14 protein-coding genes are annotated in these 12,615 nt (G+C 58.9%); 6 read left to right on the top strand and 8 right to left on the bottom strand.

The genetic code is table 11. The annotated features are described in order from the left end of the window. Nucleotides 1-167 precede the first annotated feature (167 nt). A complete protein-coding gene (locus tag FIV05_RS08605; RefSeq protein ID WP_152509262.1) occupies nt 168-908 on the top strand; it encodes a TenA family protein in 741 nt (246 codons plus the stop codon). A gap of 4 nt (nt 909-912) precedes the next feature. After that, nucleotides 913-1,806, top strand: coding sequence for a DMT family transporter (locus FIV05_RS08600; RefSeq protein WP_152509261.1), 894 nt, complete (start codon nt 913-915; stop codon nt 1,804-1,806). A 491-nt stretch (nt 1,807-2,297) separates the two neighbouring features. Here FIV05_RS08600 and FIV05_RS08595 read toward each other — a convergent pair whose 3' ends face one another. Then, nucleotides 2,298-3,290, bottom strand: coding sequence for a LysR family transcriptional regulator (locus FIV05_RS08595; protein WP_152509260.1), 993 nt, complete (start codon nt 3,288-3,290; stop codon nt 2,298-2,300). Nucleotides 3,291-3,401: 111 nt separating this feature from the next. Between FIV05_RS08595 and FIV05_RS08590 the strand changes: the two genes are divergently transcribed. Further along, nucleotides 3,402-3,860: a cupin domain-containing protein gene (locus FIV05_RS08590; protein WP_152509259.1), complete on the top strand. Its 459-nt coding sequence runs from the start codon at nt 3,402-3,404 to the stop codon at nt 3,858-3,860. A 9-nt stretch (nt 3,861-3,869) separates the two neighbouring features. Continuing rightward, on the top strand, nt 3,870-4,370 hold the full coding sequence (locus FIV05_RS08585; RefSeq protein WP_152509258.1) for a c-type cytochrome: 501 nt from the start codon (nt 3,870-3,872) through the stop codon (nt 4,368-4,370). Between the two features lie 77 nt (nt 4,371-4,447). Here the strand turns inward: FIV05_RS08585 and FIV05_RS08580 are convergent, their stop codons facing one another. The 7 genes from FIV05_RS08580 to FIV05_RS08550 form a co-directional block, all read right to left on the bottom strand. Further along, nucleotides 4,448-4,660 carry a hypothetical protein gene (locus tag FIV05_RS08580; RefSeq protein WP_055659743.1) on the bottom strand — a complete coding sequence of 71 codons (213 nt, stop codon included), beginning with the start codon at nt 4,658-4,660 and terminating at the stop codon, nt 4,448-4,450. 109 nt (nt 4,661-4,769) lie between these two features. Then, the gene (locus FIV05_RS08575) at nt 4,770-5,183 is read right to left on the bottom strand and encodes a DUF1801 domain-containing protein (protein WP_152509257.1); all 414 of its coding nucleotides are present in this window, start codon (nt 5,181-5,183) and stop codon (nt 4,770-4,772) included. A gap of 20 nt (nt 5,184-5,203) precedes the next feature. Continuing rightward, complete coding sequence (locus FIV05_RS08570; protein WP_055659748.1) at nt 5,204-5,632, bottom strand: SRPBCC domain-containing protein; 429 nt, start codon at nt 5,630-5,632, stop codon at nt 5,204-5,206. Continuing rightward, nucleotides 5,629-5,961 carry a metalloregulator ArsR/SmtB family transcription factor gene (locus FIV05_RS08565; protein ID WP_152509256.1) on the bottom strand — a complete coding sequence of 111 codons (333 nt, stop codon included), beginning with the start codon at nt 5,959-5,961 and terminating at the stop codon, nt 5,629-5,631. The genes FIV05_RS08570 and FIV05_RS08565 overlap by 4 nt, the downstream gene beginning before the upstream one ends. Before the next feature lie 60 nt (nt 5,962-6,021). Further along, on the bottom strand, nt 6,022-6,816 hold the full coding sequence (locus tag FIV05_RS08560; RefSeq protein WP_152511870.1) for an ABC transporter ATP-binding protein: 795 nt from the start codon (nt 6,814-6,816) through the stop codon (nt 6,022-6,024). After that, nucleotides 6,813-7,856, bottom strand: coding sequence for an iron ABC transporter permease (locus FIV05_RS08555; RefSeq protein WP_152509255.1), 1,044 nt, complete (start codon nt 7,854-7,856; stop codon nt 6,813-6,815). Before FIV05_RS08555 ends, FIV05_RS08560 begins: the two co-directional genes overlap by 4 nt. Then, nucleotides 7,832-8,866 carry an iron ABC transporter substrate-binding protein gene (locus FIV05_RS08550; RefSeq protein ID WP_152509254.1) on the bottom strand — a complete coding sequence of 345 codons (1,035 nt, stop codon included), beginning with the start codon at nt 8,864-8,866 and terminating at the stop codon, nt 7,832-7,834. The genes FIV05_RS08555 and FIV05_RS08550 overlap by 25 nt, the downstream gene beginning before the upstream one ends. A gap of 342 nt (nt 8,867-9,208) precedes the next feature. Between FIV05_RS08550 and FIV05_RS08545 the strand changes: the two genes are divergently transcribed. Further along, nucleotides 9,209-10,849, top strand: a complete 1,641-nt coding sequence (locus FIV05_RS08545) for a Cache 3/Cache 2 fusion domain-containing protein (RefSeq protein WP_209009909.1) — start codon at nt 9,209-9,211, stop codon at nt 10,847-10,849. Between the two features lie 469 nt (nt 10,850-11,318). Further along, nucleotides 11,319-12,413 (top strand): HD domain-containing phosphohydrolase, encoded by a 1,095-nt coding sequence (locus FIV05_RS08540; RefSeq protein WP_152509252.1) that lies wholly within the window; start codon nt 11,319-11,321, stop codon nt 12,411-12,413. The last annotated feature ends 202 nt before the right edge of the window (nt 12,414-12,615 follow it).

Raw genomic sequence — 12,615 nt, 5'->3', positions numbered from 1 at the left:
TCGACGCGCTACGTCGAGGGATGAAGCGACAACACTTAGCTCAACGCCACAAACCCGAACATTGCCGGCGACCGACAGGTTTTGATGTTGACAGGCCGCGAAAACAGCATCACCTCTGTCATCCCCTGTTCCCGGCGTTCGTAAAGGCCGCCAACGAGTTTTCTCCCATGCCCTCTGAATTTGACGGGTCGTTCAGCGACTTCCTTGAAAGCACTCCCGGCGGACGCTTCACCGACTGGCTGGCAGCTTGCGCCGAGCCCTATTGGAGCGATGCGACCAGCCATCCCTTCACCGTTGCGATCGGCGACGGCACCATGCCGGAGGAAGCCTATGCGCGTTATCTGATCGAGGATTACACCTTCGTCACGGATCTCGCCTCCACTCTGGGATATCTCGTCGCCAAAGCCCCCGGAATGCCCTCCAAGTCGCGGCTATCCGGTTTCCTTGCTCTGCTGACCTCGGAGGAAAACGACTACTTCCTGCGCTCGTTCGAGGCGCTCGGCGTGGAACCGCGGGTTTATCAGACCGCCGCACAGGGCCCTGTGACCCGCGCCTTCTCGCAGCTCCTGCTGAAATCGTCCGGACAAGGCAGTTACGCCGAAGGGCTTGCATGCCTTCTCTGCGCGGAATGGTGCTACCTGACCTGGGGCCAGCGCGAAGCGGAGAAACCGCGCCCGGATGCGTTTTATCTCGCCGAGTGGATTGATCTGCACGCCGTGCCTGGCTTCGAGGCCTTCGTGGCCTGGATCCGGGCGGAAATGGATCGGATCGGCCCCACTCTGCCGGAACCCGAGCAAGCCCGCGTTGCGGGTCTTTTCCGCCAGATGAGCAAACTGGAAGTCGCCTTCTTCGAAGCCGCCTGGACCGGCAAAGTGCCCGGTCCGGAGGACGATCTGCTACGGACCTGACCCGATGTTTCTCTATGAAGCCGCAGCCCTCGGCGCGGCTGCCCTGTGGGCGCTGACAGGTCTTCTGTCCACCGGCCCCGCCCAGCATCTCGGCGCGATTGCCTTCAACTGTACCCGCATGGTGCTTGTGGCATTGATGCTGTGCGCCTGGGTGTTCCTGACCACGGGGTGGAGCTCCATCGGCGACGCGCAGATGCTGCCTCTTGTCCTGTCCGGTTTCGTCGGCATCTTTCTTGGCGACACCGCACTTTTCCTGACACTGAACCGCATGGGTCCACGCCGGACCGCAATGCTGTTTTCTCTGAATGCCCCCATGTCGGCGATCCTCGGCTGGCTGCTCTTGAACGAAGACCTCAGCCCCACGCAGATGGTCGGTATCGGCCTTACCTTTCTGGGTGTCCTGCTGGCCATCCGTTTCGGCAAGCGCAAGTCCCAGCTTCACAAATGGGAAAACATCAAGGGTCCGGTATGGATTGGCGTGCTTCTCGGCCTTGCCGCGGCACTGTCCCAGTCGGTCGGCTCCCTCATTGCCCGTCCGATCATGGAAACCGGCGCTGACCCGGTCGCAGCCTCCAGCATACGCGTCGGCGTTGCAGCTGTGGGGCTGCTGCTCCTGACACGCCTTCCGGTCAGCTGGGTCAAGCCGGCGGGAAACTTTACGCTTCCGGTCGTCGGCCTGATCGCCATTTCCGGCTTGCTCGGCATGGGTCTCGGCATGACGCTGATCCTGTTCGCGTTGTCCGGCGGAGAAGTCGGCATCATCGCGACCCTGTCGGCAACGACACCCGTCCTCATGCTACCGATGATGTGGTGGCGAACCAGGGAAGCACCGGCACTCGGCGCCTGGGTAGGCGCGGCAGGCGTTGTGGCAGGCAGTGCGCTGCTCTTTGCCAGCTAGGCAAAAGGACGTTGGCAGATCGGAACAATGGATCTACAAGTGTGAGAGGAATATGGGAGCCGGATTCGAACCGGTACTTTGCAGCGGGCTGCAAGCGGGTAGTTCCAACCTCACCCGGCTCCCTAACGCCAGTATCGATAGCTTAAAAAACACCCGAAACGAATTTCGAGGACCGACCGCCCCTCGAGTAAGCAACCGGCAAAAACACAGCTGACACCAAACAAGACGTTCCAGCTTAAACAGCCATACCGCCCCGACGCAGCCAGGAAGATCTTATGCCCCTACGGCATATCTCCTATTCCCCATCTGGGGAATACATCGGTACTTTTTTCGAAAAATTTACTTAAACCCGCTCCTCGACTCCGCCTGAATTACTACTACTGGGTGTATTTTCGCAACGAACACCTCAACGACAAGAACAATTGTCCGCATCGATTTACAGTCAAGCAGCGCCTTTCAGCCGCCAAATACCGAATGGTAATGAACGCAGATCAAAGCAAACTGGCGGCTTGTTCGTCGGGACGCAAACCATCCGAAATTGCATTTATGCCATCTGCGGGATACCCATCTTGCGCTACGTCCATGTCCGGCATGTCGCTTAGACTTTGGCGCAGGATCGGCGCCAGGTGATCGACAAAGCGGCGTACCTTCGCCGTCACCAGTCGGTTTGAAGGATAGACGGCATAAATGCCGCTTTCAGGTAGCGTCCAGTCCCGCATCACCCTGACGAGGGCACCCTCTTTCAGCTCAGTGGCAACCGCCCAACGGGGTAGTGCCGCCAGGCCGATACCCGACAGGACCGCTGCCCGTAGCGATGCCGTACTGTTGCAAATCATCACGGGAGACAGTGAAACGGTGTGTTTCTGTGGCGACAAGAACGGCCATTCCCGTGCCCAGTAGAGCGCAGCGAACCCGATGCACTTGTGGTCCGGAATGTCGACAGGAAGTTGCGGCGCTCCCTGCCTCGCGATGTAGTCCGGTGCGGCACAGACGAGGATCTCCGACATGCCGAGTTTACGGACAATTGTCGCAGGTTCCGGTTCACGCACGATCCTTATCGACAGGTCGAGACGCTGCTCAACGAGGTTGACCATGCGCATGTCTTCGACGATTTCAGCTGTCACTTGCGGATTCTCTGCAAGAAAAGACCCGAGTGCCGGAATGATAAACCGGTCAGCAAAAGCTTCAGGCGCACCGATCCGCATATGGCCTACCGGGGTTTCCTGATACGCCATCACTTCAGTTACGCCCGCGTGTGCCTCTTCCAGTGCACGGGTACAGCGCTGGTAGAAGATCACACCGGCTTCGGTCGGAGAAACGTGACGGGTGGTTCGGTCGAGGAGGCGTACCCCCAGACGTTTCTCCAGGGCAATGACACATTCGCTGACACGGGATTTGGACAAGCCGAGCTGCTCGGCGGCCCGGGTAATGTTTCCGGCTTCAACCACCCGGGCGAAGATCTCAATTGCATCAAAGAGTGCCATGCGAACGTCCTGTGAAACCGGACAAACTGTCCGGAGTATCACCACTTCCGCAATTTCGGGAAAGTCGTATTTTTTGCCCTCGCCGCAGTTTGCGGTTTGAGGAGACCCATTATGACAGCAATTTTTAATGCAGCCGCAATCGCGGCGCACCGGGACGCTTGCGAAAACGAAATACTCGGCTTCCGCCGCTTAAGGGTGCGGAGTGCCGATACCGGCGGACGGCTTGGTTTTTTTGAGGAAATCGTTCCGCCCGGAGAAGGTGTGCCCCTGCACATCCATCACAAGGAAGACGAGATGTTCAATGTCCGCGAAGGTCATTTCCGCATCTGGTGCGCCGATGAAGTCTTCGACGTCCATCAAGGTGATGTCGTCGTCCTGCCGCGTGGTGTCCCGCATGCGTTTCGCAATGTCGGCGATGTCGAGGGTTGGCTCGATGTCACCGTTACGCCCGGAGGGTTCGAAACGATGTTCGCACGCGCTGCCGAAGCCGGCACGCAAGGAGCAGAACGTTTCATGGAACTTGCTCCCGACTACGGCCTGGAAATGCTTCCAGGTCAGGCCGCGGCTTAGGAGACGGCAATGATCTGCTGTGTCTTCCAGAGAACCATTCTGGCTTTTGCCGTGCTCGCGGCCTTTTCAGGATCCGTGTCCGCGGATGAGAACAAGGCTGCACGTGGAGCCTACCTTGCCCGGATCATGGCTTGCGCTGATTGTCACAGTCCGCGCGGACCGAACGGCGCACCGATGCCCGAAGCCGGGCTCATCGGCGGCAATGTCGGCTTTGAAATTCCGCAGGCAGGCATTGTCTGGGGTCCGAACCTCACGCCCGCCAATGGCGGTGCGGGATCCTGGAGTACGGAAGAAATCGTAACGGCCCTGACGACCGGCGTTCGACCAGACGGACGGTTGCTCATTCCCGTTATGCCCTGGCCTGCATACGCCGGACTGACCACACAGGACGCCGAAGCTCTTGCGAGCTACCTGCAGTCCCTGACACCGGATGACAATCCCGTTCCAGGTTTGATTGCACCGGGGGAAAACGCCCCTGCCCCCTATTTCACGATAAAGTTTCCAGGATAGGGCACGACGATGCCGTTGGCCTGACGGCCAACGGCGCCTGGAAGCCGAATTCGGGCTATCCTCCGATCGACTGCCCGTTACCGTGCCTGCCGACGCCACCTTTCGGCATAAGGCAGTGCAAAAAGGTAAAGTCCCGATACCAGCAAGAAGATCAATGGCACCAACGCCAGCAATCCGACCCAGAGTGCCGGTTCGGACTGCCCCATGGCAGCCAGATTGACAACCACGGCCAGTGTAAAGGCTATGGACAGCCAGCGGTGCAGCTGACGGATGATCTTGTTCCAATTCATGGTTTGCTCCTGGTAATCACGACGCAAGATCCCGTCTGCCGGAAAGATCCGTCAGCAAAGGGTTCTTGAGAGTTGGGGGTGTGCGCTCAGTCCGCCACGTGGCGGACTGTCAGACCTGGGCTGATTTCCTGCGCGTTTTCCTGGCAGCCGAGGCAGTGGCATTCTGCTCGGCGGCTGCACAAACGAGGGCTTTCAGCGCCGCTTCATCGATGACTGCATCCTCGAACAGGTCGATTGCCCGGCGCACGTTGCCGTCCAGGCTGGAATTGAAGAGACCAGCCGGATCATCAAGTGATGCGCCTTTTGCGAACGTCAGCTTCACGGCTTTCTTGTAAGTCTCTCCAGTGCAGATGATGCCATCCTTTTCCCAGACGGGAACACCGCGCCATTTCCAGGTTTCCTCAACATCGGGAACCGCTTCGTGGATGAGGGCGCGCATCCGCGCCAGTGTGCGTCCACGCCAGTCGTCAAGGTCTGCGATCCTGGCGTCGATCTGTTGCGCGGGGGACATTTGATTGTCCATGGTCGTCCTCCTTGCGGTTATCAGGCGTCTTTGCCGGCATCGTCCAGCCGCGCAACAACGCTTTCCAGCGCTTCCATGAAGCGGGGCCAGGCGGCGCTTGCACCGCGATAGTAGGGCAGCTGCTCCTGCGTGAAGCCGATTTGCTCCATACGCAGAAGGGTGCCGTTATCCGTCGGGGTCAATGTCCAGGTCACTGTGCTTCGAAGATCCTTGGTGTTCCAGCTGTAGGCCAGCGCTTTATGCGGCTCGATCGACTGGACTTCGCAATCAACCATTCCCCAGTCGGCACTCAGGTCGAAGCGGTGACCTACAACCGGTTTGAAGGCATTTTTCATGAGCCATTCCTCGATCAGGTGGGGCTGGGTCAACGCACGCCAGATCTTTTCCGCGGGAAAGGGAACTTCCCGTTCCACGACAACAGCAAGGGTATCTTCGTCCGAGAAACTCATTGGTCCATTCTTCTCAAAAGGTCTTCCAGATCGTCGAACCGGCGTTCCCAGAACACGTTCATGCGCTGGGTCCAGTCGACCAGCGGTGCGAGCGCTCCGGGCCTGGCGCTATAGTGCGATTGCCTGCCGTCCTGGCGGTCCGTGACAAGCCCGGCCTCCTTCAGGACGCCAAGATGTTTGGAAACCGCAGGCTGGGAGACACCAGACTGATCGGTCAACACCCGCACCGTCAGCTCGCCCTCGCGGCAAAGCCGCTCGAACAACGCCCGCCGGGTCGGGTCGGCCAGCGTCCGAAACAGAAGGTCAGGTGTTGGCTCACTCAAATTCATAACTCCGCGGTTATTGATTGAATTAATAACCGCGGAGTTATGAATGAGTCAAGACACAATTCAGACCTGCACCGCTTCCCGCTTGCGCGCAAGTGACGGCAGGCAGACGGTGCGGCCATCGGCCAGCTGTTCGATCCGCACATCGACACCGTAAACTTTGCAAAGAGCAGCGCTTGTCAGCACTTCCTTTGGGGGCCCATCCGTCTTGATGCGACCATCGTGAAGCAAAGCCACCCTGGTTCCGATTGCAAAGGCGTGATCAGGGTCGTGGGTCGACAGCACAACGGTCAGGCCGTCCGCCGCAAGACCTGCAACTTCGGAAAGCACCAGCGCCTGATTCCCGAAATCGAGACTGGCTGTCGGCTCATCCATCACGAGGACACGTGTTTCCTGCGCGAGTGCCCTGGCGATCAGCACCAGCTGCCTCTGTCCGCCGGAAAGCCGCGTATAGTCTGCGCCGGCGAGTTCCCCGATACCGAGCCTTTCCAGCGCCGCCAACGCAACGTCCCTGTCGCGCGGGCCGGGCTGCTGAAAGGCACGCAGTCTTGCGGTTCTGCCCATCAGCACGACTTCCAGAACCGGAAAGGCAAAGGGCGCGGCGTGTGCCTGTGGAACGTAGGCGATCCGCGTCGCGATATCCGCACGGGACAGCGATTTCAGCGGTCGTCCTTCCACCAGCACCGTGCCGCCACGCGCCGGCAACAGCCCCAGAAGCGTCTTGAAAAGAGTGGTCTTGCCGGACCCGTTGGGCCCCAGCAGGCAATAGACGTCGCCGGAGGAAGCGGTCAGGTTCAACTCGCTCCCGACATCGTGGCCCGGATAGCCGATGGACAGGTTTTCAGCCCTCAGCTTCACGCCCATGCCCGCCTCCCCCTGGCAAGCAGCCACAGGAAAAATGGTGCACCGACAACGGCGGTCAGAATGCCGAGCGGGACTTCGGTTCCCGAGAGCGTGCGTGCCAGCGTATCGACGGCGAGAAGGTATCCCGCACCAAGCAGGGCTGCTGCCGGCAACAGGCGCCCGAAACCAGGGCCAACGATCATCCGGGCGATATGCGGTATCACCAGCCCCACCCAGCCAACGACACCGGCAATGGCGACGACGCTCGCGGTGATCAAGGTCGCGCAGAAAATGACAACAAGCCGCAGCCGACCGGCTTCCACGCCAAGCGCCTTTGCTTCTTCATCCCCCAGGGACAGGACGTTGATCCGCCAGCGCAACAGGAACAGCGGGACAAGGCCGAACAGAACTGCAGGTACTGCCGGAAGGATATCGCCAGCCTTCACCCCTGCCAGACTGCCCAGCAGCCAGAAGGTGATCGCCGGAAGCTGGTCATAAGGATCAGCCAGCACTTTCAGCAAGGATGTCGCCGCTCCCGCCAACGCACCGACGACGACACCTGCAAGCACAAGCACAAGCGTGCTGTCTCCACCCCGCACCGTCGCGGCCACAAAACCGACGAGGGCAACGGCGGCTAGACCACCGGCAAAACCCATCAGCTGGATTGCCGCGACAGGAAGAGACAGGAAGATGCCGAGAACGGCGCCGAGCCCTGCGCCGGCAGAAACACCGAGAATATCCGGTGACACCAGCGGATTGCGGAATAGGGTCTGGTAACAGGCACCGGCGGCGGCAAGCGAAGCGCCGACCAGCAGCGCCGCAACCACCCTTGGCAGACGGATCGACAGGAGAACCGTGTCCTGCGTTCCCGAAGGCTGTGCGCCGGACACGACGCGCGCCAGCACACCGACGGCCTCGGACGGCGCAAGCGGAAACGGACCGATCAGAAGCGCCGCGAAACTGCCAAGAACAAGTGCGAGGCCGAGCCATACGAGCAAGCCGGAACGCGTGAAAGGAGTAGATTTGCCGGTCAGGGAGCCCGCCCCTTTGCCCATTCCAGCAGAGTGTCGAGCTCTGCTTCACTCAGGTCCACATGATACCACAGCTTATAGAAGTCAGCGGTCTCCTGACGCAGCTCTCCACCCCAGAGCTCGGGATAGAACAGGCCCGCAAGCCATTTCAAACCCATCATCCGATTGACGGACGGCGGCCTGTCGATCCAGCCGAAAGGGGCCGTTGGCGACAAGAAAACCCGGCCTTCACGCACCGCGGCAATGCCTTGCCACAGGGGATCCTGCCAGACAGCTTCATAGAAGCTACGATCCCACGTCACGATTGTGTCCGGGTTGGCAACGATAATCTGCTCGGGACTTGCCTGCACCAGCCCGTATTGCCCAGGCACATCGGCCACGTTGCGCCCACCGGCCTTCTCGATGATTTCGGTGTTGATCGAGCCTTTCAGGCCTGTTTCAAGTCCATCCGCCCCACGGGCGAGGTAAACACGCGGCCTGTCCTCCTCGGGCACGGCACCGAGTGCCGACGTCAGTGCGGTGAAGGTTGCCTCGACATCTGCGGCCAGAACCTCTCCACGTTCCGGAACGCCAAGCGCCTCGCCCACAAGGCGCAACGCGCCAGCGGTTTCATCGAAGCGGCCGTTGACCAGGAGATAGGGAATTCCCGTCTGTTCCTGCATACGGTCGGCAAGATCGATATAGGTATCGCGGACGGACCCGAAATCGATGATCAGATCGGGTTTCAGGGCAAGAACCCGCTCCAGGTTTGCCTCCCCGCCGCGCCCGGTCAGGCGGCCGGTCTCGGGCAGGTCTCGGAAGGCTTCGGCGATGAATGGCTTCTCGTAGTCCCGCAGCGCTCTCGGCCAGCCGAGCAGGGCTTCCGGTTTGAGCGCGTAGACGAGAATGGACGCCGGAGGCCCGGCCGCGAACACACGGGTTACCGTATCCGGGATCTCGACCGTACGGCCCGCGGAATCGGTAACGGTTCGCGCCAGGACGGACGTCCCCGAAATGCAAAGCAGGAAAAGGCAAATAGCGGCCAGGCGCGTCATGTTTCCTCCAGCATACTTGTGACTGACCGAGGGTTTCTGCCCATTTCAGTTCAGCTTCAGGAAAGCGACAAGACAGAAACTCCATCGGTACAGAGATGGATTATCCGGAGAAAATACACAAAAACAACATAAACCGCAGCCCTTTCACGGAACTATGAAACACTCACTAAACTGTGATTATCACTGCTATTTTTACGCGAACTTTCCTTCATTCTTAATTTACGCAAATCACGAAAGATGAACCCAACTATGACGCTGGGGGAAATGATGAAGAAGTTCTTGTCCCGATTAAGTGTGACTTCGACGCTCGCAATTATTTCTGCCGGCGTGCTTGGAATATCGATGATTGTTGTGGGCTTTATCCTGTATCAGGTCGCCCTTGGCCAGGCTGAGGATCGTGCCCAGGTCAAGCAGGATATCAACCTTCGCGTGGCCGCGACGCTGTTTCAGGACCGCATCGACGGGGCAAAGGTCAGCTGGGACGCCAACAACAACGTCAAGCGGATCGAACTGGCCGAAATGCCCGTGTTCGAAAACCATGACATGATCGACGCCGTCGGGCGCATGACAGGTGAGACCGCGACTGTTTTTGCCTGGGATCCGGAAACGAAGGATTTCTGGCGCAAGACCACCAACATCATCAAGGGTGACGGCAAGCGTGCCGTCGGAACCCAGCTCGGTCAGAACGGCGCGGTTTATCCTGTCGTTACCCAGGGCAAGACCTTCCACGGACAAGCGACCATTCTCGGCAAGGACTACTTCACTGTTTACCAGCCGATCTTCTCAGCCAAGGGCGATATTCTCGGTATCCTTTATGCCGGCGTGGAAAAGGCCGCAGTCGAAGCCAATGCATGGGAACTGACCAGCCGCTACGCGATGCTAGTGCTGCCGGTCGTCGCCGTTTCGGTGGTGCTCCTGATCCTCGCAATTCGCCGCCAGCTGCGTCCGATTACACGCCTTGCGGAAATCACGGACCAGATTGCGCAGGACAATCTCGCAGACGAAGTCCCCTTCAAGGAACGCTCCGACCAGATCGGCACGCTTGCCCAGGCCGTCAGCACCCTGCGTGACAGGGCTGTCGAGCGGATCGAACTGACCGAACACCAGCGCACGTCCGAAGCTGCGGCGATCGACCGCCAGAACCGTGTTCAGCGTCTGATCGAAACCTTCCGGACCAATGTCTCCAACGTGCTCAACTCGGTCAACGAAACCGTTCATGGCCTGGAAGGCACCGCGGGACATCTCTCCGACCTGTCCGGCCAGAGCGCCTCAAGCGCGACGGAAACCCTGAACTCAGCCGATGAAGCGACCTCGAGCGTTCAGACCGTGGCCAGCGCCGCGGAAGAACTCTCCGCGTCCATCAGCGAAATTTCCCGCCAGGTGGCCCAGACGACGGAAGTTGTTGGCCGGGCAACCGAAGGCACCCGCATGACCAACGAAAAGGTGGAAGGCCTTGCAGCCTCCGCCTCCAAGATCGGCGAAGTGGTGACCCTTATCCAGGCGATTGCCGAGCAGACCAACCTGCTGGCCCTCAACGCCACCATCGAGGCGGCACGCGCCGGGGAAGCCGGCAAGGGCTTCGCGGTCGTCGCAGCGGAAGTGAAGGAACTGGCCACCCAGACCTCCAAGGCGACCGAGGAAATCAGCGCCCAGATCACGGCCATTCAGGACGCGACCAAGGACTCGGTCGGTGCGATTGCGGAAATCACCAAGATCATGGAAGAGGTGAATTCCTACACCAGCACCATCGCGGCAGCCGTGAGCCAGCAGGGCTCGGCCACCGGCGAGATTTCGCAGAACGCCCAGAATGCCGCCGAAGGCACCACCTTCGTGTCGTCCTGCATGTCCGACCTTTCCAGTGCGGTCAACCAGACGTCACAGGCTTCCCAATCGGTTCTGGACGCATCGGAAATGCTGTCCTCGCGCACGGAAGAGCTGAAACAGGAAGTGGAAACATTCCTGAACGGTGTGGCAGCCGCCTGAGGCAACCATCCAACGACAACTTGTCTTGTCAGGAAGGCGCGGACATCGTCCGCGCCTTTTTCGTTTTCGGCATCGGGTTTTCGCTCAGAACACACCCGACATCAGAGCCCCGCGTCGCGGCAATCAGCCTCCAACCGCGCTCATCCAGAGACTGAACGTGCCAGCCCGTCCCGCACGTTGGTTAGGACGGCAAACATCGAGCACCTGAAAAGGCGAAACTTTCAGCCCCACAACCGTCACGCAGCACTTTTCTCACGCCCAAAACTTTGCTGCACTGCACACGATTATTCACCAAATGCCTTTAACGTTTACAGGCAGGTCAATTCACAAAAGCGGTTAAAGAGAAGTGCCTGATACAAAATTCACGCAGCGTCTTTCGTATTTTTACTTGGCAGATTTACTAAACCTTTTTTAGGTTTTTTCTACAATCCTTGATTTCAACCAAAATTGTTTCAGATGCCGATTGATCATGGTTCAAATTTTAGTTGCGGCAGTGGATTTCGGAAATTTTCCATCGCGTTTCGCCAGAATCGCGACCCTCTACCCGACAAAACGAATTGCCTTTTCCGGCGCCAACCTGAGAGACATCAAGCCCCGCTCGCTGCTTCTTGTCGACTTTCTGGACCTTGGCACTGACCACATCAAAATTCTTCGGGATTTTTCGAGAAGCGGCCAATCCGTGCCGACGCTCGGCATCGTTGACACAAAAAGCAGACAGAGCGTGCTGCAGGCGCGCGAACTCGGCTTCTACAATCTGATCGATCGCGAGGAAAAATTCGCGACACTGTTCGAAAAAATACGCGAAGTGGTGGGCGACTATTCCAAACCGACGCTCCCCAGCCGGTATTCGGAGAAAATCGTCAAGTCGGTTGAAACCACCAGCATGGGCTTGAACCTGATGTCGGCCGCAGCCCTCTCCGGCGCTCCCCTGCCCATGCAGCTCCTGGCAACCAACGCCCAGGACATCACCTCAACAATCATGACGGAAGGTCTCGACAGTTGGTTGAGTGCGGTTCAATGCCACCACAGCCACACCTTCTGCCACACGATGATGGTCGCCGGGCACACAGTTTCTTTTTCGCGTGCGCTCGGTCACTCCGAGGCGGAGCAGACGATGCTTGGCCTGGGCGCACTGGTGCACGACCTGGGAAAGGTAAAGATCCCGCTTTCCATCCTGGACAAGCCCGGCAAACTGACCAGGGAAGAACGTGAGCTTGTCAACAATCACCCGCTTTATAGCCGGGAGATTCTGGCAACGCGGCAGGAAGTACCAAAGCTGGTTGTCGAAATGGCTCTGTGTCACCATGAGTTTCTGGACGGAACCGGGTATCCGAACGGCCTCAGGGGCAATCAGATCTCGCAAAGGGTCAGGTTGCTGACGATCAGCGACATCTTCTCCGCCCTCACAGAAAAACGCGCCTACAAGGACAGCCTCAGTCCACGACAGGCCTTTGCGATCATGTTCGAGATGAAGGGCAAGCTCGACATGGACCTGTTGCGCAAATTTCGTACACTGGTGCTGAGCTCGGAATTCGGCCGTGTCCGGCGTCAGGCCAGGGCCTGACACCCAAACACCGCCCCCAGAGGTTGTTTCGGAAAACGTTGCGCCATCTCAGGATTGCGCGATCACCTTTTTGTGTTGTCTGAATCAGCTAAATCACCCAGTTCCACAGGCCTTCGAAACTCTTTCTTCAACTTCCGCTACGACAATATTGTCCCCAAACAGAGACAAAAACCGGGAGTGAACAAGGTGCTGTTTTCAGGGT

The organism is Labrenzia sp. THAF191a (genome assembly GCF_009363335.1).
Classification (GTDB): Bacteria; Pseudomonadota; Alphaproteobacteria; order Rhizobiales; family Stappiaceae; genus Roseibium; species Roseibium algicola.
Note: the sequence above shows the minus strand (reverse complement) of the source record. Positions and strands in the feature narration are given on the sequence as shown.